This is a genomic window from Candidatus Symbiopectobacterium sp. NZEC151 (genome assembly GCF_025962655.1).
Classification (GTDB): Bacteria; Pseudomonadota; Gammaproteobacteria; order Enterobacterales; family Enterobacteriaceae; genus Symbiopectobacterium.
Genome location: NZ_JAGFPE010000009.1, coordinates 12945 through 38564, shown reverse-complemented (window position 1 = coordinate 38564; position 25620 = coordinate 12945). Strand labels below are relative to the sequence as shown.

Annotated in this window: 25 protein-coding genes and 4 tRNA genes; 22 read left to right on the top strand and 7 right to left on the bottom strand. The window is 50.2% G+C overall.

Features of this window, described 5'->3' with window-relative positions:
- The first annotated feature begins 331 nt into the window (after positions 1 to 331).
- Positions 332 to 592 carry a hypothetical protein gene (locus J5067_RS21115; protein ID WP_264645836.1) on the top strand — a complete coding sequence of 87 codons (261 nt, stop codon included), beginning with the start codon at positions 332 to 334 and terminating at the stop codon, positions 590 to 592.
- Between the two features lie 279 nt (positions 593 to 871).
- Positions 872 to 2545, top strand: coding sequence for a methyl-accepting chemotaxis protein (locus J5067_RS21110; RefSeq protein WP_319802403.1), 1674 nt, complete (start codon positions 872 to 874; stop codon positions 2543 to 2545).
- 66 nt (positions 2546 to 2611) lie between these two features.
- On the opposite strand, the gene J5067_RS21105 is transcribed toward J5067_RS21110, so the two are convergent.
- Both J5067_RS21105 and J5067_RS21100 read right to left on the bottom strand, forming a co-directional pair.
- A complete protein-coding gene (locus tag J5067_RS21105) occupies positions 2612 to 3865 on the bottom strand; it encodes an EAL and HDOD domain-containing protein (RefSeq protein ID WP_264651940.1) in 1254 nt (417 codons plus the stop codon).
- Between the two features lie 325 nt (positions 3866 to 4190).
- Positions 4191 to 5819 carry a methyl-accepting chemotaxis protein gene (locus tag J5067_RS21100; protein WP_264645838.1) on the bottom strand — a complete coding sequence of 543 codons (1629 nt, stop codon included), beginning with the start codon at positions 5817 to 5819 and terminating at the stop codon, positions 4191 to 4193.
- A gap of 544 nt (positions 5820 to 6363) precedes the next feature.
- Here J5067_RS21100 and J5067_RS21095 point away from each other — a divergent pair.
- The gene (locus J5067_RS21095) at positions 6364 to 7386 is read left to right on the top strand and encodes a sugar kinase (RefSeq protein WP_264651939.1); all 1023 of its coding nucleotides are present in this window, start codon (positions 6364 to 6366) and stop codon (positions 7384 to 7386) included.
- Between the two features lie 110 nt (positions 7387 to 7496).
- Positions 7497 to 8030, top strand: a complete 534-nt coding sequence (locus J5067_RS21090; protein WP_264628635.1) for an isochorismatase family protein — start codon at positions 7497 to 7499, stop codon at positions 8028 to 8030.
- Position 8031: 1 nt separating this feature from the next.
- Here J5067_RS21090 and grxB read toward each other — a convergent pair whose 3' ends face one another.
- The 4 genes from grxB to J5067_RS21070 form a co-directional block, all read right to left on the bottom strand.
- Complete coding sequence (gene grxB / locus J5067_RS21085) at positions 8032 to 8667, bottom strand: glutaredoxin 2 (RefSeq protein ID WP_264651938.1); 636 nt, start codon at positions 8665 to 8667, stop codon at positions 8032 to 8034.
- Between the two features lie 266 nt (positions 8668 to 8933).
- The gene (locus J5067_RS21080) at positions 8934 to 9614 is read right to left on the bottom strand and encodes a MarC family NAAT transporter (RefSeq protein ID WP_264651937.1); all 681 of its coding nucleotides are present in this window, start codon (positions 9612 to 9614) and stop codon (positions 8934 to 8936) included.
- Positions 9615 to 9700: 86 nt separating this feature from the next.
- A complete protein-coding gene (locus tag J5067_RS21075; protein ID WP_264651936.1) occupies positions 9701 to 10180 on the bottom strand; it encodes an SRPBCC family protein in 480 nt (159 codons plus the stop codon).
- A 105-nt stretch (positions 10181 to 10285) separates the two neighbouring features.
- A complete protein-coding gene (locus J5067_RS21070; RefSeq protein WP_264651935.1) occupies positions 10286 to 10786 on the bottom strand; it encodes a GNAT family N-acetyltransferase in 501 nt (166 codons plus the stop codon).
- A gap of 354 nt (positions 10787 to 11140) precedes the next feature.
- Here J5067_RS21070 and J5067_RS21065 point away from each other — a divergent pair, with 354 nt between their 5' ends.
- From J5067_RS21065 to luxS, 14 genes are all read left to right on the top strand, one after another.
- The gene (locus J5067_RS21065) at positions 11141 to 11476 is read left to right on the top strand and encodes a hypothetical protein (RefSeq protein ID WP_264645843.1); all 336 of its coding nucleotides are present in this window, start codon (positions 11141 to 11143) and stop codon (positions 11474 to 11476) included.
- Between the two features lie 193 nt (positions 11477 to 11669).
- Entirely contained in the window at positions 11670 to 12161 is a 492-nt protein-coding gene (gene pncC / locus J5067_RS21060; RefSeq protein WP_264645844.1) for a nicotinamide-nucleotide amidase, read from the top strand.
- Between the two features lie 136 nt (positions 12162 to 12297).
- Complete coding sequence (recA, locus tag J5067_RS21055; protein ID WP_264645845.1) at positions 12298 to 13377, top strand: recombinase RecA; 1080 nt, start codon at positions 12298 to 12300, stop codon at positions 13375 to 13377.
- Between the two features lie 121 nt (positions 13378 to 13498).
- Positions 13499 to 13924 carry a regulatory protein RecX gene (locus J5067_RS21050; RefSeq protein WP_264651934.1) on the top strand — a complete coding sequence of 142 codons (426 nt, stop codon included), beginning with the start codon at positions 13499 to 13501 and terminating at the stop codon, positions 13922 to 13924.
- A gap of 138 nt (positions 13925 to 14062) precedes the next feature.
- Complete coding sequence (gene alaS / locus J5067_RS21045) at positions 14063 to 16690, top strand: alanine--tRNA ligase (RefSeq protein ID WP_264651933.1); 2628 nt, start codon at positions 14063 to 14065, stop codon at positions 16688 to 16690.
- A 324-nt stretch (positions 16691 to 17014) separates the two neighbouring features.
- Positions 17015 to 17200 carry a carbon storage regulator CsrA gene (csrA, locus tag J5067_RS21040; RefSeq protein WP_005972168.1) on the top strand — a complete coding sequence of 62 codons (186 nt, stop codon included), beginning with the start codon at positions 17015 to 17017 and terminating at the stop codon, positions 17198 to 17200.
- A gap of 301 nt (positions 17201 to 17501) precedes the next feature.
- Positions 17502 to 17594 (top strand) — tRNA-Ser (locus J5067_RS21035).
- Positions 17595 to 17602: 8 nt separating this feature from the next.
- Positions 17603 to 17679: transfer RNA gene (locus J5067_RS21030), tRNA-Arg, on the top strand.
- A 6-nt stretch (positions 17680 to 17685) separates the two neighbouring features.
- Positions 17686 to 17762, top strand: a tRNA-Arg gene (locus J5067_RS21025).
- Positions 17763 to 17828: 66 nt separating this feature from the next.
- Positions 17829 to 17905: transfer RNA gene (locus tag J5067_RS21020), tRNA-Arg, on the top strand.
- A gap of 196 nt (positions 17906 to 18101) precedes the next feature.
- Complete coding sequence (gene yqaB / locus J5067_RS21015) at positions 18102 to 18668, top strand: fructose-1-phosphate/6-phosphogluconate phosphatase (protein WP_264645848.1); 567 nt, start codon at positions 18102 to 18104, stop codon at positions 18666 to 18668.
- Positions 18665 to 19093: a YqaA family protein gene (locus J5067_RS21010; protein ID WP_264651932.1), complete on the top strand. Its 429-nt coding sequence runs from the start codon at positions 18665 to 18667 to the stop codon at positions 19091 to 19093. The genes yqaB and J5067_RS21010 overlap by 4 nt, the downstream gene beginning before the upstream one ends.
- A 79-nt stretch (positions 19094 to 19172) precedes the next feature.
- The gene (gene gshA / locus J5067_RS21005) at positions 19173 to 20732 is read left to right on the top strand and encodes a glutamate--cysteine ligase (RefSeq protein WP_264645850.1); all 1560 of its coding nucleotides are present in this window, start codon (positions 19173 to 19175) and stop codon (positions 20730 to 20732) included.
- A 173-nt stretch (positions 20733 to 20905) separates the two neighbouring features.
- Positions 20906 to 21421 carry an S-ribosylhomocysteine lyase gene (luxS, locus tag J5067_RS21000; RefSeq protein ID WP_264651931.1) on the top strand — a complete coding sequence of 172 codons (516 nt, stop codon included), beginning with the start codon at positions 20906 to 20908 and terminating at the stop codon, positions 21419 to 21421.
- Positions 21422 to 21486: 65 nt separating this feature from the next.
- Here luxS and J5067_RS20995 read toward each other — a convergent pair whose 3' ends face one another.
- Positions 21487 to 22281, bottom strand: coding sequence for an inner membrane protein YpjD (locus J5067_RS20995; RefSeq protein ID WP_264645874.1), 795 nt, complete (start codon positions 22279 to 22281; stop codon positions 21487 to 21489).
- A gap of 181 nt (positions 22282 to 22462) precedes the next feature.
- Between J5067_RS20995 and ffh the strand changes: the two genes are divergently transcribed.
- The 4 genes from ffh (at position 22463) to trmD (ending at position 25581) form a co-directional block, all read left to right on the top strand.
- Positions 22463 to 23824: a signal recognition particle protein gene (gene ffh, locus J5067_RS20990; protein WP_264645852.1), complete on the top strand. Its 1362-nt coding sequence runs from the start codon at positions 22463 to 22465 to the stop codon at positions 23822 to 23824.
- Between the two features lie 147 nt (positions 23825 to 23971).
- Entirely contained in the window at positions 23972 to 24220 is a 249-nt protein-coding gene (gene rpsP / locus J5067_RS20985) for a 30S ribosomal protein S16 (protein ID WP_264626132.1), read from the top strand.
- Between the two features lie 18 nt (positions 24221 to 24238).
- The gene (gene rimM, locus J5067_RS20980; protein ID WP_264645853.1) at positions 24239 to 24787 is read left to right on the top strand and encodes a ribosome maturation factor RimM; all 549 of its coding nucleotides are present in this window, start codon (positions 24239 to 24241) and stop codon (positions 24785 to 24787) included.
- A 38-nt stretch (positions 24788 to 24825) separates the two neighbouring features.
- The gene (gene trmD / locus J5067_RS20975) at positions 24826 to 25581 is read left to right on the top strand and encodes a tRNA (guanosine(37)-N1)-methyltransferase TrmD (RefSeq protein WP_264645854.1); all 756 of its coding nucleotides are present in this window, start codon (positions 24826 to 24828) and stop codon (positions 25579 to 25581) included.
- Positions 25582 to 25620 lie beyond the last annotated feature (39 nt).

The following is a 25620-nucleotide window of genomic DNA, read 5'->3' as shown; positions in this document are numbered from 1 at the left end:
ACGCTGATGATTAATGACGGGTTTTTTATTATTGATTTTGGTATGTGAATTGAAATTAAATGCCATTTGAGTATATGGGTATCCTCATTCGGTAATGTATCCTTTGTTTGTTATTGTATTTCTGGGGTTGTTTTAGCCTTTTTGAGTAGATCGGGGATGTTGAGAGGGTATGACCTGAATTTGTTAACTTACCGTCGGGTTTTTTAGAAAGGGAATCTCATATTTCAACGCAAACTAAATGTGTATCACAATAAAATGATTAAGATGCACGGTTTAATGATATTTATGCTATATAGCAATATGAAATTATAAAAATATTGGTGGATATTATATGGATATACATTACATCTGCTCTGCGTTTAAAACAGCCTACCAGATAGAAGATCTTGATTTTCTCGAGTTTGAAAGTAGTTTGGTGTTGTTTTCAAAAGAAAAAAGAATGATCTTTGAATTTCACTGCCAACCTGATAAGGCTGATGTGAAAAAGTGCATAGATGCATGGCTCTATCAGCGAGTTTTTGTGCAAAGGATGCAGAAAAATTCGGAGCATGGGATGGAAGTAAAGGAAATAATTAGGAAGATGACTCATTAATTTTTTTTAAGAGTCAGGATCTGGAAGTGTTTTTTTTTACTTAAAATTCATGTTGTTATTTCAATTTTTGACGTTTGTTAATGTGAATGTTGATTTTTTATAACGTTTCCTCCCACCAAAAAGCGTTTAATATAAGATAATTGTCATGTTTATCATGGTGATGGGCGTCTCTTCATCATTTTTGATATCTGCCGCTGTGTTACGTAAATGTAATCAAGAAAAGCGGTTCATTGACGATATTGCCTCTAGGCATCTATTCCTAGACCAAAGAGGCAAACCATGTTCAAAAACGTTAAAGTCATCACAGGGATTTCGATTGCCTTTGCTGTCTTTATTTTATTGCAGATAATTACCAGCATACTGTTTTACTCCTCGGTAAATAACGATAAACAAAACTTTCAAAAATCTGAGATCCTAAGTTTTCAGCAAGAACAACTTACTGATAGTTTTCAATCGCTTGTAAAAACTCGTGTTGTCGTCACCCGCGTAGCCATCCGTTTTTTGAAAAACCAGAAAGACGAAAAATCCATAGCAGCAATCAATGCTCTCCTGGCAACAGCCACCACTACGCTTGATACGGCCGAAAAGCAGTTTACTCGCTATCAGTCTTCCCCCCGACTAGAAGGGCAGAGCGATGCCATTGCTAAAAAAGTGGAGAATGATTATCGCCAACTGCATGATATTTTTAAAATGTCTATCCAATATCTGCAACGTGGCGACTATGACGCTTATGGCAATCTTGATGCTCAACTGGCACAGGACAATTTAGAACAGAGCTATAACACCTGGCGGGAGCAGAATAACATTTTGGTCAGCGCCGGGCAGCGTGAAAACCTCTCCAGCTTTGTGTCGATGCAATGGACGATTGGGAGCATTGCGTTTGCATTGATTTTGGTGGTGGTGAGCGCGTGGGGTGTGCTCCAGCGTATTCTCTTCCAGCCGTTAAGCCGCGTTATCCATCATATTCGCGCGATATCCGGAGGCGATCTTACACAGTCCATACAGGCAGAAAGTAAGAATGAAATTGGTCAGCTCGCATCAAGTTTAAAAGAGATGCAAAGTTCATTAATCACCACGGTGAGCGACGTTCGCACCAGCTCTGACAGTATCTATACCGGGGCCAGCGAAATTTCAGTGGGCAGTAATGACCTTTCATCCAGAACCGAGCAGCAGGCTTCCGCATTGGAAGAAACGGCTGCAAGCATGGAACAGCTGACGGCAACAGTAAAACAGAACACCGATAATGCGCGACAAGCGGCAGCGCTGGCAAAAAATGCATCAGAAACCGCACAGAAAGGTGGGCACGTCGTTAATACCGTTATTACCACCATGAAAGATATCTCTGACAGTTCTACACAGATTGCGCATATTACCAATGTGATTGATGGCATCGCGTTTCAAACCAATATTTTGGCGCTTAATGCGGCGGTTGAGGCGGCTCGAGCCGGTGAGCAGGGGCGCGGGTTTGCGGTGGTGGCCGGAGAGGTGCGCAATTTAGCCCAGAGAAGTGCTCAGGCAGCAAAAGAGATAAAAAGCTTGATCGAGAATTCGGTTAGCCGCGTCAACACGGGCTCTGAGCAAGTCCAGGATGCGGGGGAAACCATGAAAGAGATCGTGACTGCCGTAACGCGCGTCACCGATATCATGGGCGAGATCGCCACCGCCTCAGATGAACAGAGCAGAGGCATTGAGCAGGTCAGTCAGGCTGTCGCGGAAATGGATGGCGTAACACAGCAGAATGCGGCCTTGGTAGAGCAATCTGCGGCAGCGGCGGCGGCGTTGGAAGATCAGGCTAACTACCTGCGCCAGGCCGTGGCGACCTTTAAAATTAGGGAGGCAACGCGCGCTCAGGGGGCGGCACAATCCTCGAAAAGTGCAGTCTTGCCCGCATCGTTACCGGCATCCGCGAAGGTGCAGACCAAATCAGACAATGCCAATTGGGAAACGTTTTAATCCTGATGGAAAACGGATCTGTTTCCCATCGTAGTATCCAATAACAGACTGCATGAACGAGGGGGATTATTCCCCCTTCTTCTCATTCATTTGACCTATTTGCAGCATTTCATCAGCCCACAGCGTGGCATCTAGCACGATGTGTATCATCTGTTGCTCGGTGATCTTCAGCTCCGAGATAAGCGTATTTACCTCTTGCCAATGCTGTTTTTCATATTCTGTTGCCAGCATGAGGTAACGTGCATAGGTGCCGGTGTTTTCAAGCAGCGCCTGTTTTACCTCATTAGGCAGCGCTATTTCCGACAGTAAAAGTGGCATCGGGCAGTCAAGAATAGCTTCAAGCGGGGAGAACAGACCGCATAAAAAAGCATTGATGGGGTCATCTTGCTTATTCTGATGCAGCGAAATAAGTTCACAGCACTTCGCTCTTAACAAACTCAGCCGATACAGTTCAAAGGATTTATCTTTATCACTTTGGCTGGTTATCGTCACCAGTGAGATAAATCGGCGTAACTCTTTTTGTCCCAGCAGCATGGCGATATAGCGAAAATTAGCCTGGAGCGGCATCAGGCTTAAATTGCTGCGCAGCCTGATATTATTGACATACCGCATTGCTTTGTAAGCGAGTGACAGGTCTTTACTGAGCAATTTTTCAATCTGCTCGTAATTTAATTCCTGTTTATTTACCTCGCTAAGTAGCTGTAATACATTGTAATTATTGACTGATAGTCGGCGCGATTGAATGATTTCTGGTTTGCTGAAAAAGTATCCCTGAAACAGAGAAATACCTAATTGCTTTGCCTGAGAAAATTGCTCACGCGTCTCGACTTTTTCCGCGAGAAGGGTGATGTGCCGGTAGGGGAGTTTGTTGATGTAGGAGCCGATGTCGGCAAAGGAAGAAAGCGTCAGATCGAATTTCAGCACATCAATATAAGGAAGAAAACGATCCCATTCGGGAGCCATCAGAAAATCATCCAGGGCGAGCTTAAAGCCTCTCTTTTTCAAACGCTTTACCGAGGCCAGTAAAGTGTCATCAGGCGGTGCGTTTTCCAGAATTTCCAGTACCACCTTTTCTGGCGGTAATGCCTCAACCAGGCCATTGGTGAGCATCTGATGTGGAACGTTGATATAGCTGATGTGATCGTCCACCAGTCGACTTAATGAATTCGTTAAAAACTGTTCCGTTATGATTTGTGCGGTGGCGTATTCTGGGGTGACGTCGGGGAACGCATTGCGAATACCATCTCGGAAGAGCAGCTCATAAGCGACGGGCTGGAGGTTTTTATTCAAAATAGGCTGACGTGCAACAAATGAATACATAGTAACCCTCTAGATAGGCTTAGTGACTATTTTATTATTTTTCAATTGACTAATCTTCTTTCTAGACGTTTAACCTGATTCCTATCTGGCAGTGCCCGACCCTGGACAATTTACCTGTCACTTACTGTATATCGGCCAGAAACCGCTTTAATATTAGTCTTTTCAGGTAAGAATTGCCGTGGCCCTACTTATATTTGACGTTTTTGAGGGGTAGAACGCATCGCGAATCGGCGTGCAGTGGCAAGGGGGGGACAGAAGAAAGGCTGGCGAGAAGGAGGTTGCCCGTCGCCGGTCATGACAGCGATGGCAACCTCGTGTGAAAATATCAGGCAATATTTCTCTTTTGCAGTGCTAAACCGAGTGGCGGTGTCGTGACTGTTGGGTTTCTCCCGGCTGAGGGGCGTGACGCATTTACCTGGAATACGCTCATCAAGGAGACCAGGTGTTGCGCCTGATCGCGTAAACCGTCGGCAACGCTGCTTGATTCTTCCACCAAAACCGTATTTTGTTGGGTGACGAGATCCAATTGGCTGACGGCATCATTGATTTGTCTGACGCCTTGCTCCTGTTCTTGTGTGGTCACGCCAATCTCATTCACGCTCACCGCGACGTGGCGCGATTGTTTTACCAGTTCGTCAATAGTCGCACCGGCTCGACTGACCAACTGTGAACCGTTATTCACGCAGCCGACGCTATCCTGAATGAGCGTTTTAATTTCTTTTGCCGCAGATGCAGAACGTTGCGCCAGAGAGCGAACTTCTCCAGCCACCACGGCAAAACCGCGCCCTTGTTCTCCGGCTCGCGCCGCTTCAACCGCAGCATTGAGCGCCAGGATATTGGTTTGAAAAGCAATACCATCAATGACGGCAATGATTTCATTGATCTTGTTTGAGCTTTGGCTAATCTCACTCATGGTTTGTACGATATCGGCGATGGCTTCACCGCTTTTGGCGGCAATGTTGCTGGCGGTGTCCGCTTGCTGCGTTGTGGTCCGCACGGTATCTGCATTTTGATGAATGGTTTGGCTGATTTGTTCAATCGATGCGGCGGTTTGTTGTAAATTGGCCGCTTGCTGTTCAGTGCGTTGACTCAAATTGGTGCTGCTGGCTGCAATGTCGTTAGCCCCCACGGAGATAGATTCGCTGCTGTCGCGGACTTCCAGCACAATGTTGCGTAAATTGTCGCGCATCTCTTGCATGGCGGATAACAGGCTGGTTTGCTGTCCAGCGGGAATCGTAATGTGTGTGGCTAGATTACCTTGCGCTATTTGTTGTACAACCTGCATGGCGTAAGCCGGTTCGCCGCCCAGTTGCCTTTTAATATGGCGCGTCGTCAACCCTGCGATGGTCATGCCCAATAGCGCTGCGATGGCAGCCAATAGCAACTGTATATTGCCAGACAGGCGTGCACCCTGCGTCGATTCGGCCGCCGCTTGAGTGGTGCTATCTTGTTGCTGTTGGATCATGGCTGAAATTTCTTGAAACAGCCTCATTTGTATTGGCTGTAACTTCTCTATCGCCAGAGATTGCGCATCCAGCAGTTGACCATTTTTTGCCAGATTCACGGTTTGCTGAGTGATGGCGATATAGTCAGCGTAGGTTTTGTTAAAATTATCGAGTGTCGCGAGCAAATTTGGCAGCAAGATTGTTTCTTTTAACCGTGTTAGCAGCAGCTTGTTGCCTCCCAGCATTTGTTCGACCACGGCTTCACTTTCTGCCTGACTGTTAATATCATCCTGGAAGGCCATGATTAATGCGGCTTTGGTGGCGCTGTTTAGGTTATCCTTTAAATCCTGCATTGAAATAAGATTGGTTAAATGGTGTTTCTCATAATATTCAATGTGATCGCTGGTTTTACTCAACGCGATCCGTCCAAAGGCGGCAACCAGCAGGCCGATGACAATAATGGTAGAGAAGCCAGCGCTTAGCAGAACACCGAGAGAGATATTTTTCATTGACCGCATATATTCCTCATGATGCTTTTTGATAATTATCGTTTTATGGTGGCGATTAGCGTGGTATTACCACTCTTTTCACCTTTTGTTATCATACGCAACGCGCCAGTGTTAGATAATATGAAATAGAAATGGCTCCACGTGCGCCAAATAGCGAACCCGTCATGGATGTTTATGTTGCGTGTCTTTTTCTGTAGTGAGGGTGATTTGTTTCGTTTGTGTAACTGGCTCTCATGCTGCATTTCGACAGCGGTGCTATCAATAATGTCCATGTTATACCCGTCATTCTTCAAGTTGCAGGCGCGTTGACTGCGCTCGCTCACCTGAATCACTTACCTGAGTAAGTTCATCGGGGTTCTTTCACTTATCGCCTTCCTGCAACGCAAATTATTGAGGGTATATATGCGGTGTTGGAATAAATACCGACGTGGTTAGTCCATAACGCTCATTAGTTATTGCCATTTATCGTACCTGTACCGGCCAAATTATGACAAAGTAGAATAATCACGCGTCATGGCGTAATAAACCTAAAGATGGATGAAAAATGAAAGTATTAACGTTTGGGGAAATGATGTTGCGGCTCAAGCCGCAGGGCAATAACCGTATTATGCAGTCCGATGCATTCGAAGCGGTTTACGGTGGCGCAGAGGCTAACGTGGCGGTTTCCCTTGCTCTGTTAGGCAATGATTCTGCTTATCTCACCAAGCTGCCGGAAAATTTGCTGGGCGAAACGGCACTCTCGACGTTGCGTAAATACGGCGTCGATACGCATAAAGTGTTACGCGGCGGCCCCCGTCTGGGGATCTACTTTTTTGAAAAAGGGGCCAGCGTCCGTTCTACCAACGTGGTTTACGATCGCGCAGGCAGCGCATTTGCTACCGCCAATCAAACCGAGTTTGATTGGGAAACACTGCTGCAAGACGTCGATTTCTTCTATTTCTCGGGCATCACGCCGGCAATTTCTGCTGAACTGGAACAGGCCGTGACCACCGCTTGCCTTTACTGCCAACAGCATAATATTCCGGTAGTGTGCGATATGAATTATCGCGGCAAAATGTGGTCTGCGGAAAAAGCGCAGCGTGTCATGTCAAAACTGATGAACTACGTGACGATTTGCATTGCCAACGATGAGGATTTTGAAGCCACGCTGGGTATAAAAGCCTTTGATGGCGACATGTCGCGTGGCATCGAACAGATTGATGCGTTTAAAGAGGGGATGCTGGAGGTCACGCGCCGTTATCCGGGATGTAAAATGGTTGCCAGCGTACTGCGTAATATTCGCTCGGTCGAAGACAGTCAATGGATGGGGTTGCTGTTGCGTGATGGCGAGTTTCACGAAACGACGCGCTATAACCTGCACGTGATGGAAGGCGTTGCGGCAGGTGATGCTTTCGGCGCCGGGTTGATGCACGGTATCCTGCATCAGTTTGACGCTCAGGAGTCCATCGATTTTGCGATTGCGGCCAGCGTTCTGAAATTGACGATTAGCGGTGACTTGAACCTGGTACAGGAATCGGAGATCCGTGGCGTGATGAAAAAAGGCGGGGGCGCAAGCCTCAGTCGTTAAGGGTTTTGCGGCGATTTGCAAACCGCGTAACTTTTTTGCATAAAGCTAATTATGCATCAAGCTAAGGTCGTGTGACAGCCACACAACCTTGGCTTTTTTACGTTGAGGTGATGATGAAAAATAACGTTTTGGTCGTGGTTGATATGCAAGTCGGGGTTTTTGCGGTGCCACGTTACGATAAACAGGGCAAGGCTGCATTGATCAATCAGCTGATTGATGCCGCCGACGCTGTTATTTTCATCCAGCATGCCGAAGGAGAAATGTGCGTTGACGGTGATTTATGGCAAATCATCCCAGAATTACACCAGCCAGCGCATGCGCACTATGTCACTAAAACCGCCTGTGATGCGTTTTGGCATACGACGCTGGATGATCTTTTACAGCGCCTGGGAACCCGCGCCTTTACCGTGTGCGGTTGTGCGACCGATTATTGCGTAGATACCACGATCAAGGTGGGGGCCAGCAAAGGTTATGCGATTACCGTGGTGGCGGATGCCCACACCACGGCGGATCGTACTTATGCCAGCGCCCAGCAGCTCATCGGTCAGCATAATGAAGTGTGGGCGGGGCTCAGCCTGCCGGGCAATCCCGTCACTGTCATGCCTACCCCGGCTATTCTGAGCGCATGGGGTGTGCCGCAGTGAATTAGCGCGCCTGGGCTGTCAGTAAATCAATCTGGGCGGCGGCGGCGACACGATGTAGGTATTCACTCACACGAGGTCCGTAGTGAATGCCTTTTACAATAGTCAGCGATCGCAGGATGGGGAACAGGATAAAGTCCGTGGTTGAGAAGGTCTCGTCCGCAGGGAGTAAGGTTTCCAACTCTGCCAATTTTTGCTCAACGTCGCGAATCAGGGCCGGTGTTTCCGCCAGCAGTGCCTGTAAGTCGCCAAACGCTTTTTCTTCACGCTGCCGGAAAGCCTGACGAGCCGGTTGTGTTGCCAGCTCGGCAAATTCACCTTCAGTGAAACGCGGAACCGCCAGTTTGAACACCACGCCAGAGGCTGATTTGCACCATGCTTCAATGGCACTGTCTACCGGCTGGTCTGCGACTCGCGGTGCTTTCAGACTATCTACGTAGTGAACAATATCCATGCTTTCAGGCATGAAGCTGCCATCCTCTTTTTGCAGAATAGGGACCACTTTGCGGCCAACCATCCGCGTCGGCGTTTCCACATCCCCCTCCATGATGATCGCCAATTCAAACGCTGTGTGCTTCAGTCCAAAAATCATTCTGGCTCTCACACAGAACGGGCAATGCTCATAGGTAAATAATTTCATTCGTGGTTCCTTGATGATGGTAAACCTGTCTGCCAGACGCCCTAACGCGTTATTGGTCAGACTAATTCCTGAAAGAGGCTCCCCTGATGATGCAAATCGTTATGTTTGAAAATCACGCTTTACATCCCTCCGGCTAACCTTACCTCGCACAGACACTTCTATACATTTCATCTGCTATTGTCTCTACATCCCTTGTCAATGTTGTGATTTCCATCCCTGTCAAGAGAGTCACTTTTCCCGCCCTCGAGGCGGGTTTTTTTTATCTGTTATTTGGCTGACAGGGTAGTCACGATCTCCAGCATGCCATTGATGACAAATTGAACCCCCATACATACCAGCAAGAATCCCATCAAACGCGCGATGGCCTCAATACCGCTTTTGCCCAGCAGACGCACAATGTAGCCAGAGCTGCGTAGGCATACCCAAAGGATCACGCTGGTCATCAGAAAGGTGAGGACGGGGGCAACCGTCACGATCCAGGGGGTAATCGCCACCCCGCTTTTAATTTGCGAGGCGGTACTGATGATGAGCGCGATGGTGCCGGGCCCCGCGGTACTGGGCATGGCCAGTGGCACAAAGGCAATATTAACCCGGTTTGCTGAAGGGCTTCGGTTGATTTCATCCGCCTTGCTGGCGGCTTCAGGCCCGTGTTCTCGTTGGTGGGGTGGGAAGAGCATGCGAAAACCGATGAAGGCCACGATCAGTCCACCAGCGATGCGCAAGCCGGGAATTGATATGCCCAGGGTATTCATGATCAGTTGCCCACCATAAAAGGCCACCATCATGATGATAAACACGTACAGTGAGGTTTGAAATATCTGCCGGTTACGCTCTCCCTCACTCATGTCACTCGCCAGGGCAAGAAATACCGCAATGGTGGTCAACGGGTTGGCCAAGGGCAAAATCAACACCAGGCCCAGCCCCACGGTCTTAATGAGTTCCAGCATAGGGTCTCCAATGCTTATTGGGCACTGCTCTTCTGGCGATAGAGCAAACAGTGGCAGCGTAGTCAGGTGCGTTAAGCTGACGGCAATTATTGCTCATCGGCCATTTTTTTAAAGCGCTCCAGCGTTTGTTTCAGCATATCGTTTGAAAATAACGTGAACAGCTGGCCTACTTTTCTGCCGATCAGTCCACCTGGCGGTGTAAATCGAATCCACAAGGTGACGTTAACCTCGCCATTGGGCGCCGGCGAGAACGTCAGCCTCCCTTCGTTCGGAACCAATGCGCCAGGGAGTGAACGCCAATGCATGGCTTCTCCCGGTTTCTCTTCCACGATGCGTGCTCGCCACTCCAGCAGCGAGCCGAGCGGCGTGTTGGCTCGCCACAGGGAATCCGTCTGGTTAAGGATAGTGATCGTCGCAAAGTGGCTCATCAGCACCGGCAGCGTTTCCGGCTTGCGCCACAAGGCATACAGTGCATCAGCAGAATGCGCGATAGTGATGCTCCCGCTTAAGGCATCAGGAGCGCGCTTACTGGCAAAACCCAATGATTTAAAGAAAGAAGATGGCACGCAGGATCCTCAGTGATGTGGACATACAGCTTACAACATTGCTGGTTATTTTTGCCGCTTCTTTCCGCTTAGGCAAGGTTTGCCCTGTTTCTGGCAGACGCGTAGCTAACGCAAAGGGAAGAACATCAGGCGTTCACTGTAGTAGATGTCGCCCAGCTTCATGGCATCCGGCTCCTGTCCATATTGGCAAAAACCGGCCTTTTGATACAAGCGATACGCTGCCAGATTGGAGGATGTCACGCTCAGCAATAGTATGTGCGCCCGCGAGCGAGCGTGTGAGATGGTGTGATTGAGCAATTGCAGGGAAATCCCCTTACCCCGGTAGTCTGGTGCCACATACATGCCCCACACAATGCCTTTGTGGGCGGATTTCAGCGTCTGGGGGCGCCTATAGCAGCACAGGCCAATCAGGCGCGCTTCGGGCGTAAAAGCGCCGAAAATGACATTTTGCCTGATACGCGCATTGAACCACGCGTCATTTTTCTGACTTTCTTCTTCCCAGGATGCCTGATAAGCGTCAGGGTGATTAAGCAGGCTTTCGAGTCGTAGCTGTTTGAAGGCAGGGCAGTCTGACGTTCGTAGGCGTCGGATGGAGGGAAACGTCATGAACATTCTCCGCGTCAGGGGAAAAAAGCCCCGAGGCGGGGCAGCATGTCGTTTACGAGCTATCGTCTGTTATTATTATCCGCACACGATAATCGCTCACTGTGACATTTTCATGACGGATATACAGAACGGATAAAAAGAGCCTTGAAAAAATACCCGTACTCTCTTGTTATTATTATCTGTTTTATTGCGATATATCAATGCTGTTATTTAAGTTTGCTTTATTGAATGGCGAAATATACATCTATTTCGCCGAGATAATTAACATTTCCCCTTACTCTTTACGGATTATTTACTTGCCGCCCGTCTCGTGTTAATTTCCCCTCCGCTTTTTTGGGAGAGGGGATTAATAACATGAATAATCCATTCACAGCTGCATGGAGCCGCAACGGTAACCTCCTGTGCCATGGGCACTGGATCATTACCTTTCAGTCCAATGCATTTAGTCTGCCAACGTCCTATCAGGAAAAACATCTGGGAACGCTGGGAATATATTCGATCATCGATCCTGAGGATGAATTATATCGTGACGGATTGGATGAAGATGATTGGATTGTAGAAAATGTAGACTGGTTGGCCGACTGTTTCGAAAATAACCAGGTTCCGATTGAAGAGTGCTATTTCCGCTTTTTTTATCAGGCGATCAATCCGCAGGATTGGCGTTGTACCAGCTGTGCGGGTTGCATGTAATCCCGCAAAACCCCTTTAGCCATTTTACATTCCCTCGCGTCTTAACCTCCCAATGGGTATGCCTCTCCCTCCGCCCCCTTTACTTTTCGCGCCGAATTCTGGAATAAGGCACGCAACAGCGTGGCGGGGGAGGGCGAACCCGTGTGAAAATGATACGCTGTGATGCTATATCCTCAATCAACGTGGAGTGAACATGGAAGCCGAGATTTTGCAGTTAAGCGCCCAGATTGGTGCGCGCCTGACCGCGTTGGGTGCCAAGATGACCTGTGCAGAATCCTGTACCGGAGGCTGGATAGCGAAATCGATTACTGATGTCGCGGGGAGTTCCGGCTGGTTTGACTATGGATTTGTCACTTACAGCAACCAGGCCAAACAGCGGCTCATCGGTGTCAGTGAGCAAACGCTTGCTCAGTACGGCGCGGTGAGTGAACAGACGGTACGGGAAATGGCGCAGGGGGCATTGCGCGTGGCGGGGGCCGATTATTCACTGTCCGTGAGCGGCATAGCAGGCCCTGACGGCGGTTCTGACGAAAAACCCGTTGGCACCGTCTGGTTTGGCTGGTGCGACAAGCACGGTAACCTGCTGGCGCGTGAAATGTTGTTTCTCGGCGACCGGCATGCTGTGCGGCTTCAGGCAGTGCGTTTCGCACTTCAGATACTTTTGGATGGATTTCTGCAAAAATAATCTTGATGCTGTATGCGTATACAGTATAATGCTGTTAATGATTCGGTGACACGCCTGTTTGATTACATACCAGTGTCAGTCACATAAAGCGCGCGGCCGTGTAGCGAGAGCGTTACGCCGCATGACAGGAGTAGAAATGGCTATTGACGAGAACAAACAAAAGGCATTGGCGGCTGCGCTGGGCCAGATCGAAAAGCAATTTGGTAAAGGTTCTATCATGCGTCTGGGCGAAGACCGCTCAATGGACGTTGAAACGATCTCTACCGGCTCCCTGTCTCTCGATATTGCCTTGGGGGCGGGTGGACTGCCAATGGGGCGTATCGTTGAAATTTACGGACCAGAATCGTCAGGTAAAACCACATTAACGCTGCAAGTTATCGCTGCTGCACAGCGTGAAGGTAAAACCTGCGCATTTATCGATGCTGAACATGCGCTCGATCCGATTTATGCCAAAAAGCTGGGTGTCGACATCGATAACCTGTTGTGTTCTCAGCCCGATACCGGCGAACAGGCGTTAGAGATTTGCGATGCGTTGACGCGTTCAGGCGCGGTGGATGTGATCATCGTTGACTCCGTGGCGGCACTGACGCCGAAAGCGGAAATCGAAGGTGAAATCGGTGATTCCCACATGGGGCTGGCAGCCCGCATGATGAGCCAGGCGATGCGTAAGCTGGCCGGTAACCTGAAGCAGGCAAATACGCTGCTGATTTTTATCAACCAGATCCGTATGAAAATTGGCGTTATGTTTGGTAACCCGGAAACCACCACCGGGGGTAACGCGCTGAAGTTTTATGCCTCTGTGCGTCTCGATATCCGCCGCATTGGCTCCATCAAAGATGGAGAAGAGGTGGTGGGTAGCGAAACCCGCGTGAAAGTGGTGAAAAACAAAGTGGCTGCGCCTTTTAAACAGGCTGAGTTCCAGATTATGTACGGAGAAGGGATCAACATCCACGGTGAGTTGGTCGATCTTGGCGTGAAACATAAGCTGATTGAGAAAGCGGGCGCCTGGTATAGCTACAACGGCGACAAGATCGGGCAGGGCAAAGCGAATGCGTGCAACTATCTGAAAGAAAACCCGGCTATCGCGGCCGAATTGGACAAAAAGCTGCGTGAAATGCTGCTGCACAACAAAGATCATGTGCCTGCGCCAGCAAGCGAAGCGGGTTTCTATGATGATGCAGAAACCGCGGGTAATGAAAGTAACGGCGAATTTTAAAACGCGTTAAGTCACTTGCAAGGAGCATGACAAGCAGTATCTACCGTTTGTCGTGCTCCCTCACCAACATGTACCTTCAATGACACCATCAACCCCCTCTGTCAACGCACTGACCATTGCCATGCGCCTGTTAGCGGTACGCGATCACAGCGAAGGAGAGTTGCGTCGTAAGTTGACGGCTCGCATTGATCCGGCCTTTGACGCCGCTGATATTGATGCCGCCTTGGCATATTGTCATGAGCACGGCTGGTTGGACGATGCGCGGTTTGCGCTGCGCTACATTCATGGAAGAAGCCGAAAAGGCTATGGCACTCAGCGTATTGTCGCGGAATTACGTCAGAAAGGCCTTTCGCGTTCTGTTATTTCATCCGCATTGTTGGAATGTGAAATTGACTGGTTCGCCTTAGCGCAGCAGGTAGCAACGCGTAAATTTGGTGATGTGCCGCCAATAGACTGGAAAGAAAAAGCAAAACAGCAACGATATTTGTTAACTCGCGGCTTTTCGCATGATGAAATTCAGGACATTTATACGAATTTTTCGCATTGAATGCATCCGGTGTTTTACTTCCCCCCGAAGAAAATTTATCTTATTCCCACTTTTTGTTCGTGAGTTGCACGGGTAGCGTCAGTATGCTGCACTAGCCTTGCCCACGATCTGTTCTTTTAGTTTCATTCCAGGACAATTATGAGCAAGAGCACCGCTGAGATCCGTCAAGCGTTTCTCGATTTTTTCCAGAGTAAAGGACACCAGATCGTTTCCAGTAGTTCACTGGTACCGAATAACGATCCGACATTACTGTTTACCAACGCGGGAATGAACCAGTTCAAGGATGTTTTCTTGGGGCTGGACAAGCGTAACTATCAGCGTGCCACCACGTCACAGCGCTGCGTGCGTGCGGGCGGTAAGCATAACGATTTAGACAATGTCGGGTACACCGCGCGTCACCACACCTTCTTTGAAATGCTGGGTAATTTCAGCTTCGGTGACTACTTCAAGCGTGATGCCATTCAATATGCATGGGAACTGCTGACCGGTGCGCAATGGTTTAACCTGCCCAAAGAAAAATTGTGGGTAACGGTATATGCCACCGACGATGAGGCCTATGACATCTGGGCAAACGAAGTCGGCGTACCCGCTGAGCGCATTATCCGTATTGGCGACAACAAAGGTGGTCAGTACGCGTCTGACAACTTTTGGCAGATGGGTGATACCGGCCCATGTGGTCCCTGTTCGGAAATTTTTTACGATCACGGCGACCACATTCAGGGCGGCCCTCCGGGAAGCCCGGATGAAGATGGCGATCGCTATATCGAGATCTGGAACCTGGTATTTATGCAGTTCAACCGTCAGGCTGATGGCACCATGGTGCCGTTGCCTAAACCGTCTGTTGATACTGGGATGGGACTGGAACGTGTTACTGCGGTATTGCAACACGTCAATTCCAACTACGAGATCGATGTATTTTCCACATTGATCCAAGAGGCGGCGCGCATTATTGGTACTCAGGATCTGAGCAACAAATCCTTGCGCGTTATCGCTGACCATATCCGTTCCTGCGCATTCCTGATCGCTGACGGGGTTATGCCATCCAACGAAAACCGTGGTTATGTTCTGCGCCGCATTATTCGTCGCGCAGTGCGTCACGGTAATTTCCTCGGGGCCAAAGACGCCTTCTTCTATAAATTGGTTGCGCCACTGATTCAGGTTATGGGATCTGCGGCTGACGAATTGAAACAGCAGCAAGCGGTGGTTGAACAGGCGCTGAAAGCGGAAGAAGAGCAGTTCGCTCGCACGCTGGAACGCGGCCTTAGCCTGCTAGACGAAGAGATCAAAAACCTGAAAGGGAACGTGCTGGACGGTGAGACGGCGTTCCGCCTGTATGACACTTACGGTTTCCCGTTCGATTTAACGGAAGACGTGTGTCGTGAGCACGATCTGACAGTGGATAAGCAAGGTTTTGAGCGTGCGATGGAAGCACAACGCCAGCGCGCGCGTGAAACCAGCGGGTTCGGCATCGATTATAACACCCTGATTCGTGTTGATGCGGCAACGCCGTTTACGGGATACGACAAGACGCAGCAACAGGCCACGGTTATCGCGCTCTATCAAAATGGCCAGGCAGTAGATGTCATCAATGCCGGTGAAGAGGGCGTGGTTATCCTCAATGAAACGCCGTTCTATGGTGAATCCGGTGGTCAGGTCGGCGACACCGGGACGCTGCATAATGCCAACGTGCGTTTTAGCGTAGGGAATACCCAAAAGTTTGGTCAGGCAATCGGCCATCTGGGTGCCCTGACGCAGGGTACGCTGCGCGTCAATGATACGGTCAACGCTGATGTCGATAGCGAACGTCGCGATCGAATTCGTCTTAACCACTCCGCCACTCACTTGCTGCATGCCGCGCTGCGTCAGGTACTGGGCGATCACGTTGCGCAGAAAGGCTCGTTGGTTAACGATGACTACCTGCGTTTTGACTTCTCACAACCGGAAGCGATGACAGCAGCGCAAATCCGCCAGGTGGAAGATATCGTCAACGCGCAGATTCGTCGCAACCACGACGTTGACACTAACGTGATGGCGCTGTCGGATGCGAAAGCCAAAGGCGCGATGGCGCTGTTCGGCGAGAAATATGAAGACCACGTGCGTGTATTAACCATGGGCGATTTCTCCATCGAGCTGTGCGGCGGTACGCACGCCAAACGTACCGGGGACATCGGTTTGTTCCAGATTATCTCTGAATCCGGGACGGCAGCAGGCATTCGACGCATTGAAGCCGTAACCGGCAGTGGGGCACTGGCGGCGCTGCATCGTCAAAGTGACGTATTGCAGGATGTGACCCAACTGGTCAAAGGTGATAGCCATAACGTGGCGGAAAAAGTGCGTTCCCTGCTGGATCGTACTCGTCAGTTGGAAAAAGAGCTGCAACAGTTGAAAGAACAGCAGGCAGCCCAGGAAAGTGCCTCGCTCTCCTCACAAGCGAAAGCGATCAAGGGTGCGAAACTGTTGGTAACACAGTTAGATAACACTGACCCGAAATTATTGCGTACTATGGTAGACGATCTGAAGAACCAGCTCGGTTCAGCCATCATTGTGCTGGCAACCGTCTCAGAGGATAAAGTCAGTTTGATTTCCGGCGTCACGAAGGATTTGACCGATCGTGTTAAAGCGGGTGAATTGATTGGCTTTATCGCTCAACAGGTCGGTGGCAAAGGGGGCGGGCGTCCCGATATGGCACAAGCCGGGGGCAACAACCCTGCCGCTTTACCTTCGGCACTATCTAGCGTTGAAACATGGGTAACGGATAGGCTATAACTATAAATAGTGTGTTATCTCAACGAAACGCCAAAAAATTCGTTTTGGCGTTTCCCCTTAAGCCAGGGAAGTGCACTAGGGGAAATAGCGGTCTGCCGCGCTTGAGTTTGTAAGCCGGGCAGGCCGTAGCTCTTTGTTGTGATAACAAATGTCGTGATAAAACAGCGCAAACGGCTGACATCGACTAAACTAAAAGTAACGATACACTGGAGTAAGATGGCGGAGTGCGTTTCCCCATTCAGGTTTATGTTTTCACGGCGCATGATGGAGAATGGCGGGGAGACAAAGAGACCCGACTCTTTATAATCTTTCAAGGAGCAAAGAATGCTTATTTTGACTCGTCGAGTTGGCGAAACCCTCATGATTGGCGATGAGGTGACGGTTACCGTGCTAGGGGTAAAGGGCAACCAGGTTCGTATTGGTGTTAATGCGCCGAAAGAAGTTTCTGTTCACCGCGAAGAGATTTACCAGCGGATCCAAGCGGAAAAATCGCAACCGACGTCCTACTGATTTACCAAGCGTCTCGCCATTTAGGCGGGACGCGTTCGTTTTAGCTTCCCTGTTTACTCCCCCGTGCCGTTTAAGTCGCTGATGCGCGTATTTTGTCAGAGGCATCAATAGCCGTTAACGCTGTTGATAAAATAGACTTTTCGCTGTGAATCTGCGCGTGTTGGGTGTGATTTGTTCAAACAACCACGAGTTGGGAAAAATTGTTTGACTTATAAGTCCGGGAAAGTAATATGTGCGCCACGCAGTACCGGTGAGCACGATGAAGGAAACATCATCATCGCAGTTCGAAGGTTAGCGTATTGGTGAGGTGGCCGAGAGGCTGAAGGCGCTCCCCTGCTAAGGGAGTATGCGGTCAAAAGCTGCATCGAGGGTTCGAATCCCTCCCTCACCGCCATTTACTGCGCATCCATAGCTCAGCTGGATAGAGTACTCGGCTACGAACCGAGCGGTCGGAGGTTCGAATCCTCCTGGATGCACCATAATATGCATCCATAGCTCAGCTGGATAGAGTACTCGGCTACGAACCGAGCGGTCGGAGGTTCGAATCCTCCTGGATGCACCATTCTTCGATGTCAATCCCGGAATAAGTATCTCAGGTTTACATAACTGACGAATTGTTGTTTTCAATGCATCCATAGCTCAGCTGGATAGAGTACTCGGCTACGAACCGAGCGGTCGGAGGTTCGAATCCTCCTGGATGCACCATTCCTCTTGTTGTAAACCTTGATATCTCACGCTTTCTCCCTGATTTCACCCTCAGCATGACTTACAGACGGCTAACCTATCCCTGCCAGCTGTTGATACACAGATAACCTTGCTTTTTGTGGTTTTATTGAACCAGCGACATCATTTTGACTTTGCGCTAAAGTAACGGCTCTTTTGCGCTATTCACGGAGTCACGATGTACGATCGTTATCAAGGCCTCATTTTTGATATGGATGGCACCATCCTCGATACCGAGCCCACTCACCGCGCTGCCTGGCACATCATTCTGGGTAAGTACGGCATGACCTATGATGCTCAGGAAATGGTGGCGTACAATGGTGCTCCCATTGAGAAAATTGCAGCGGTGATCCTGGCCCGGCATAACGTAGATATGGACCCAAAGGCGCTGGCGACTGAAAAGCTGGCGCTGGTGGAAGAGATGCTGTTTGATACGGTAAAACCGCTGCCCTTGATTGAGGTGGTGAAAGCGTATCAGGGGCGTCGGCCGATGACGGTTGGCACCGGTAGCCCACGCCATCTGGCTGACAGGCTGCTGCGCCATCTTGGCTTGCGCGACTGCTTTGTTGGTATTGTCGGCGCGGAGGATGTACTGCATCATAAACCGTTTCCTGACACCTTCCTGCGCTGCGCCCAGCTCATGCAGGTAGAGCCTGAAGCCTGTGTCGTATTCGAAGATGCGGATTTTGGCATTCAGGCAGCACAGCGTGCAAACATGGCCGTTGTCGATGTCCGCACGCTGTGAGTGCCTTTTGGGGACTGGTTTCTCTCTTCTGGAGTAGTTTTCTCAGTGCGACATTATTGCCCGGCAGCTCTGAAGTGCTGCTGGTCTCTTTACTGGTGGCTAAGGTTACCGGCGCGGTGCCGCTGATTGTCGTCGCGACGATAGGCAACACGCTGGGCGGCATGACCAATCTGGTGCTGGGGCGTATTCTGCCACAGCCAAAACTGCGTACCGGCACGTTAACGGCGCTACGCTGGTTGCAGCGTTATGGTCCTGCGGCGCTGTTGTTGAGTTGGGTGCCGGTTATTGGCGATGTGCTGTGCGTTGCTGCGGGATGGCTGCGCATGCCGTGGTTTTACTCCACGCTTTTTATCTGTATCGGTAAAGCGCTGCGTTATATCGTGGTGGCCATTGTGGCATTACAAGGAATGACTTTATGGTCATAACGTGTAGCACTGTATTTTTGTAGAGATGATACGATTTCATTATGCGAACAATCATTACATCTAACAGCGGGAGGTCGATTTGATCCCGGATATATCACAAGCGTTGACCTGGCTTGAACATCACCCTGATGCGGTGAAGGGGATTCAACGCGGTATTGAACGCGAAACGTTGCGCGTACAGCCTAATGGACATTTGGCACAGACAGGGCACCCGGAAAATTTAGGGGCGGCATTAACCCACCCCTGGATTACCACTGATTTTGCAGAAGCATTATTGGAGTTTATTACGCCAGTCGATCAGGATGTCGATCACCTGTTGGCATTCTTGCAGGATATTCACCGTTATGTCGCGCGTAACATGGGATCTGAACGGCTGTGGCCGTTTAGCATGCCGTGCTTTATTCCCGATGAGACGAATATCGAGCTGGCTCAGTACGGCACATCGAACATTGGTCGGTTTAAAACGCTCTATCGTGAAGGGTTGAAAAACCGCTACGGTGCGTTGATGCAGACCATTTCCGGCGTGCATTACAACTTTTCACTGCCGCTGGCATTCTGGCAAGCGCGTGCGGGCGTGACTGACGCGGAAAGTGGCAAACAAGAGATCTCTGCTGGCTATTTTCGTTTGATCCGTAACTACTACCGTTTCGGCTGGGTGATTCCTTATCTGTTTGGCGCATCGCCCGCCATCTGCTCTTCCTTTTTGCAGGGACGAGAAACGGCACTGCCGTTTGAACGTGGCGAAAACGGGCTCTATTATCTTCCTTACGCGACCTCGTTGCGCTTGAGCGATTTGGGCTACACCAATAAATCACAGAGCAACCTGGGCATCACGTTTAACACGCTGGATGGCTACGTGGCAGCGCTGAAGCGCGCGATCAAGACGCCGTCAGCGGAATATGCCGCGATGGGCGTTAAACAAGGCGATCGCTACTTGCAGCTCAATACCAACGTGTTGCAGATTGAAAACGAGCTGTATGCGCCGATCCGCCCTAAACGTGTCACACGCAGTGGCGAGACGCCCTCTGATGCGCTTATGCGCGGCGGCATTGAGTATATTGAAGTACGCTCACTGGATATCAACCCCTTTACGCCGTCGGGTGTCAGCGCCGAGCAGGTGCGTTTCCTCGATCTGTTCCTGATCTGGTGCGCACTAGCCGATGCGCCGGAAATGGACAGTGCCGAACTGCAATGTACCCGTAAAAACTGGAACCGTATTATTCTGGAAGGGCGTAAACCGGGCTTGACCGTCGGCATGGGATGCGAAACGCGACAACAGCCATTGGCCGATGTCGGGCATGCGTTGTTCCGCGATCTGCGTCGTGTGGCAGAAGTGCTGGATAGAGAGCATGAACAGCCCTATTATCAGCAGGTTTGTGATGAACTGAGCATCGGGTTCGATAAACCGGAAAACACGTTCTCTGGGCGCTTATTGCCGCTATTGAAAGCGCAAGGATGCGGTAACCTTGGCTTGACGCTGGCAGACCGTTATCGTGAGCAGCTCAGCCAGGAGCCTTTAGCCGTGTTGACGGAGGCACAGTTTGTTGCCGAGAGTGAACGCGCCTGGCAAAAACAGCGCGCGCTGGAAGCGCAAGATACGCTGTCGTTCGAGGCCTATCTGGCGGCTACTCAGGCTTGAGTGGACAGTAGATAAAGAAAAGGCCACGGTATGAGCCGTGGCCGAAAAACATCTCTGAGAAATAGGGATGATGATAATAAATGCGCGTCTTTCATAGAGTCAGACTCGTTGGGAACCAAAAAGTTTCTTGGAAAGATGAAAAAAGTCATTTTTTTCTGTGAGGAGGTGGCAACATGCCGTTATTAGATAGCTTTACCGTAGACCATACCCGTATGGACGCACCCGCGGTTCGGGTGGCTAAAACCATGACAACCCCTCATGGCGACACCATCACCGTGTTCGATCTGCGTTTCTGTCGCCCGAACAAAGAGGTGATGCCGGAGCGCGGTATCCATACGCTGGAGCACCTGTTTGCCGGTTTCATGCGCAACCATCTCAACGGTGATGGCGTCGAGATTATCGATATTTCTCCGATGGGTTGCCGCACGGGATTTTACATGAGCCTGATTGGCACACCGGCAGAGCAACGCGTGGCCAGTGCCTGGAGCGCGGCGATGGAGGATGTGCTCAAAGTGACCGATCAGCGCAAAATCCCTGAGCTGAACGAGTTCCAGTGCGGCACCTTTGAGATGCACTCTCTGGAAGAGGCGCAGGATATTGCGCGCCATATTCTGGCGCATCCGATTGGTGTCAACCAGAACGACGATCTGGCGTTACCGAAAGATAAACTGGCAGAATTGCATATCTAACAATAAAAAAGGCACCCTTCACCAGGTGCCTTTTTTTGTTCGTCTCTCGTCACGCTCGACGCGTATTACTGTGCAACAAAGTGCTGAATAACACGGCTGCCGAAGTAGGCCAGCGTCAGTAACAGTGCGCCCACCATGCTGAACCACACCACGCGGCGTCCGCGCCACCCTTCGTGGTAATGTCCCCACAGCAGCAGAATATAGTTGAACCAGGCAAACAGAGAGAACAGCGCCTTGTGAAGGTTCTCTTTGTTTTCGATGATGTTCTCCATGTAAAACAACCCGCTACACAACGTCATCGTCAGCAGGATCACGCCAATTTGCGTGACATGAAACATCTTTCGTTCGATGCTCAACAGCGGCGGCATTTCAGACACCATGCTCAGCTTTTTGTTTTTGAGCAGATAATCGATCAGTGCCAATTGCAGCGCATAGAGCGCGGCAATAATCAGGGTAGCGTAAGAGAACAACGCAAGCCCGATATGGAACAGCAGCCCCGGTGTCTTTTCCAGATGCGTGATAAATTCGCCGGGCAAAAAGCTGGCAAAGGCCAGATTGATAAGTGCAAACGCGTAAACGATAGGCAGCAGAAACCAGCCGCGATTGCGCGACGCAACCACCGTCATCACGGTACATATCATCAGGCTGATGGTCGAGCCGATATTCAGCAGGCTAAGGTTTTGCCCGGTTTGCACATCAAAAATACGGTGATAGAGCGTAATCGCGTGGCAGATCAGGGCCACTGTCGCGGAGATCATCGCCAACCGACGGTAGGCACTCTGTTTGCGCAATAGGCCAGGAATAATCAGTCCCAGACTGATTGAATAGGCGACTAACGCTGTAATGGCAAAGAGTGGCATAGTGATCAACGCATTGAGCGGCTGGTGAAGTGATAGGGAGTGCCAGTATAGCGGTTGTCTCGTCACGCACCAACCGGTTATCGTCGTGCTTCACAGCAATCGTTTCGTCTTTCATGGTATAATCAGCCATATTTGTCCAGGGTGTCGCGTATGCGGCCCGCCATTCGTTGAGCACAAGATAATGTTTGATAACTTAACTGACAGACTCTCGCGCACATTGCGCAACATCAGTGGCCGCGGACGGTTGACTGAAGACAACATCAAAGACACCCTGCGCGAAGTGCGCATGGCCTTACTGGAAGCCGATGTGGCGCTCCCTGTGGTGCGTGATTTTATCAATCGGGTCAAGGAAAGTGCCGTCGGGCATGAAGTAAACAAAAGCCTGTCGCCGGGCCAGGAATTCATCAAGATCGTCAAAAACGAACTTGTTGCCGCGATGGGAGAGACCAACGAAGCCCTGAATCTGGCCGCACAACCGCCGGCCGTGGTGCTGATGGCGGGTTTGCAAGGGGCGGGTAAAACCACCAGCGTGGCTAAGCTGGGCAAATTCCTGCGTGAAAAGCACAAGAAAAAAGTGCTGGTGGTTTCTGCGGACGTATACCGCCCTGCGGCGATCAAACAGTTGGAAACGCTGGCACAAACGGTGGAGGTGGATTTCTTCCCCTCCGACGTGCAGGAGAAGCCGCTTGATATCGTCAACCGCGCGCTGCAACACGCCAAGCTGAAGTTTTACGATGTGCTGCTGGTGGATACTGCCGGTCGTCTGCACGTAGACGAAGCGATGATGGACGAAATCAAGCAGGTGCATGCGGCTATCAAGCCAGTCGAAACCCTGTTTGTCGTTGATGCCATGACCGGTCAGGATGCGGCCAATACCGCAAAAGCCTTTAATGAGGCACTGCCGCTCACCGGTGTGATTTTGACTAAAATTGATGGTGATGCGCGCGGTGGTGCGGCGCTGTCAATTCGTCATATTACCGGCAAACCGATCAAGTTCCTCGGCGTCGGCGAAAAGACCGAAGCGTTGGAGCCGTTCCATCCCGAGCGTATTGCATCACGTATTCTCGGTATGGGGGATGTGCTTTCCCTGATCGAAGATATCGAAAGCAAAGTTGACCGCTCTCAGGCGGAAAAACTGGCGAAAAAGCTGAAAAAAGGTGACGGTTTTGATTTAACCGACTTCTTGGATCAGCTTAAGCAGATGCGCAACATGGGCGGCATGGCCAGTATGATGAGCAAGTTGCCGGGCGTAGGGCAGTTGCCGGACAACGTAAAATCCCAAATGGATGACAAAGTGCTGGTGCGTATGGAAGCCATCATCAACTCGATGACGCAACAGGAACGCGCCAAACCGGAAATCATCAAAGGGTCACGCAAACGTCGTATCGCCACCGGGTCAGGCATGCAGGTGCAAGACGTCAATCGCTTGTTAAAACAGTTTGACGACATGCAGCGCATGATGAAAAAGATGAAAAATGGCGGTATGGCAAAAATGATGCGTAGCATGAAAGGCATGATGCCACCGGGTTTTCCGGGGCGTTAACAGCGATTTTTTTGCTCTTGGCAGCGCAAGTTGACGCTTTAGATTGCTTTTTGCGCCAAAATGAGTAAAATTTTCGGGCTTTTTATATGACACTTGGGCCCCGTTCCTCGATGGGGCCCAGCTGTTTTATTAACTAAAGAGGATGTTATGGTAACAATTCGTTTGGCACGTGGCGGCGCGAAAAAACGCCCGTTCTATCAAGTCGTCGTGACTGACAGCCGCAATGCACGCGACGGTCGTTTCATCGAGCGCGTCGGTTTCTTCAACCCGATCGCAGCCGGTCAAGCCGAAGCTCTGCGTCTGGATCTGGACCGTATTGCACATTGGGTTGGCCAAGGTGCAACTATCTCTGATCGCGTTTCTGCGCTGATCAAAGATGCTAAAAAAGCTGCGTAATCTGCTGCGGTGGTGACAATGAGCAAGCAACTTAACCCGTCATCCCCTGTTAATCCCATCGTGATGGGAAAAATGGGGTCAACGTATGGTATTCGGGGTTGGCTCAGAGTGTTTTCCTCCACCGAAGAAACCGAAAGCATTTTTGATTATCAGCCTTGGTATATCCAGTCTCAGGGATCCTGGCAGATTGTCGAGATCGAAAGCTGGAAACACCACAATCAGGATCTGATCATCAAAGTAAAAGGTGTTGATGATCGCGATGCGGCAAATTTATTAACGAACGCTGAGATCGTTGTAGATTCTGCCCAGCTTCCTGATTTGGAGGAAGGTGATTATTACTGGAAGGATCTTTTTGGCTGCGAAGTCATCACATCCGCGGGATATCAGCTGGGAAAAGTCATTGATATGATGGAAACCGGTTCTAACGATGTGCTGGTGGTCAAAGCTAACCTGAAAGATGCCTTCGGCGCGAAGGAACGGTTGATTCCGTTTCTAACCGGACAGGTTATCAAGCACGTAGATCTTTCTACGAAAATGATTGAAGTAGATTGGGACCCGAGTTTTTGAGCTCTGAATCAAACGAACGAACTGAGTGGAACGAAAAAATGTGGATTGGGGTGATTAGCCTGTTTCCCGAGATGTTTCGCGCAGTGGTTGATTATGGAGTCACTGGTCGGGCAGTAAAAAATGGCCTGTTGAACGTAACGTGTTGGAATCCTCGTGATTTCACTTACGATCGGCATCGTACCGTGGACGATCGCCCTTATGGTGGCGGCCCCGGTATGCTGATGATGGTGCAACCCTTGCGGGATGCCATTCATGAAGCAAAGGCCGCGGCAGGCGACGGTGTCAGGGTGATTTATTTGTCACCGCAGGGCCGTAAGCTGGATCAACAGGGCGTACGACAGCTCGCAACGCATCAGAAGTTGATTCTGGTGTGTGGCCGGTATGAAGGGATTGACGAGCGCGTAATCAGAACCGAAATTGATGAAGAATGGTCAATCGGGGATTACGTTCTCAGTGGTGGTGAGTTACCCGCAATGGTGCTTATCGACTCGGTATCCCGTTTTATTCCTGGCGTGTTAGGGCATGAATCTTCTGCGGAAGAGGACTCCTTTGCGGATGGGCTGTTGGATTGTCCACACTTCACTCGTCCTGAAGTGCTGGAAGGCGTGGAGGTTCCCCCAGTGTTACTGTCGGGAAACCATGCTGAAATACGTCGCTGGCGATTAAAGCAGTCGCTTGGCCGAACCTGGCTTAGAAGACCTGAACTTCTGAAAAGCCTAGCTCTGACTGACGAGCAAACGGCGTTGCTGACTGAGTTCCAACGGGAACATCAGTCCGGGCAACGAGAGGATTAGGGCGTGGCACTTCGGTGCGCGTACCCATGTATCAGTTTA

Coding starts and splice junctions, on each gene's coding strand:
- trmD (WP_264645854.1), top strand. CDS start 24,826: ATGTGGATTGGGGTGATTAGCCTGTTTCCCGAGATGTTTCGCGCAGTG.
- J5067_RS21080 (WP_264651937.1), bottom strand. CDS start 9,614: ATGCTGGAACTCATTAAGACCGTGGGGCTGGGCCTGGTGTTGATTTTG.
- recA (WP_264645845.1), top strand. CDS start 12,298: ATGGCTATTGACGAGAACAAACAAAAGGCATTGGCGGCTGCGCTGGGC.
- J5067_RS21105 (WP_264651940.1), bottom strand. CDS start 3,865: ATGTATTCATTTGTTGCACGTCAGCCTATTTTGAATAAAAACCTCCAG.
- yqaB (WP_264645848.1), top strand. CDS start 18,102: ATGTACGATCGTTATCAAGGCCTCATTTTTGATATGGATGGCACCATC.
- pncC (WP_264645844.1), top strand. CDS start 11,670: ATGGAAGCCGAGATTTTGCAGTTAAGCGCCCAGATTGGTGCGCGCCTG.
- J5067_RS20995 (WP_264645874.1), bottom strand. CDS start 22,281: ATGCCACTCTTTGCCATTACAGCGTTAGTCGCCTATTCAATCAGTCTG.
- J5067_RS21050 (WP_264651934.1), top strand. CDS start 13,499: ATGCGCCTGTTAGCGGTACGCGATCACAGCGAAGGAGAGTTGCGTCGT.
- J5067_RS21095 (WP_264651939.1), top strand. CDS start 6,364: ATGAAAGTATTAACGTTTGGGGAAATGATGTTGCGGCTCAAGCCGCAG.
- grxB (WP_264651938.1), bottom strand. CDS start 8,667: ATGAAATTATTTACCTATGAGCATTGCCCGTTCTGTGTGAGAGCCAGA.
- J5067_RS21090 (WP_264628635.1), top strand. CDS start 7,497: ATGATGAAAAATAACGTTTTGGTCGTGGTTGATATGCAAGTCGGGGTT.
- luxS (WP_264651931.1), top strand. CDS start 20,906: ATGCCGTTATTAGATAGCTTTACCGTAGACCATACCCGTATGGACGCA.
- alaS (WP_264651933.1), top strand. CDS start 14,063: ATGAGCAAGAGCACCGCTGAGATCCGTCAAGCGTTTCTCGATTTTTTC.
- rimM (WP_264645853.1), top strand. CDS start 24,239: ATGAGCAAGCAACTTAACCCGTCATCCCCTGTTAATCCCATCGTGATG.
- J5067_RS21110 (WP_319802403.1), top strand. CDS start 872: ATGTTCAAAAACGTTAAAGTCATCACAGGGATTTCGATTGCCTTTGCT.
- J5067_RS21070 (WP_264651935.1), bottom strand. CDS start 10,786: ATGACGTTTCCCTCCATCCGACGCCTACGAACGTCAGACTGCCCTGCC.
- ffh (WP_264645852.1), top strand. CDS start 22,463: ATGTTTGATAACTTAACTGACAGACTCTCGCGCACATTGCGCAACATC.
- J5067_RS21100 (WP_264645838.1), bottom strand. CDS start 5,819: ATGAAAAATATCTCTCTCGGTGTTCTGCTAAGCGCTGGCTTCTCTACC.
- J5067_RS21065 (WP_264645843.1), top strand. CDS start 11,141: ATGAATAATCCATTCACAGCTGCATGGAGCCGCAACGGTAACCTCCTG.
- csrA (WP_005972168.1), top strand. CDS start 17,015: ATGCTTATTTTGACTCGTCGAGTTGGCGAAACCCTCATGATTGGCGAT.
- rpsP (WP_264626132.1), top strand. CDS start 23,972: ATGGTAACAATTCGTTTGGCACGTGGCGGCGCGAAAAAACGCCCGTTC.
- J5067_RS21115 (WP_264645836.1), top strand. CDS start 332: ATGGATATACATTACATCTGCTCTGCGTTTAAAACAGCCTACCAGATA.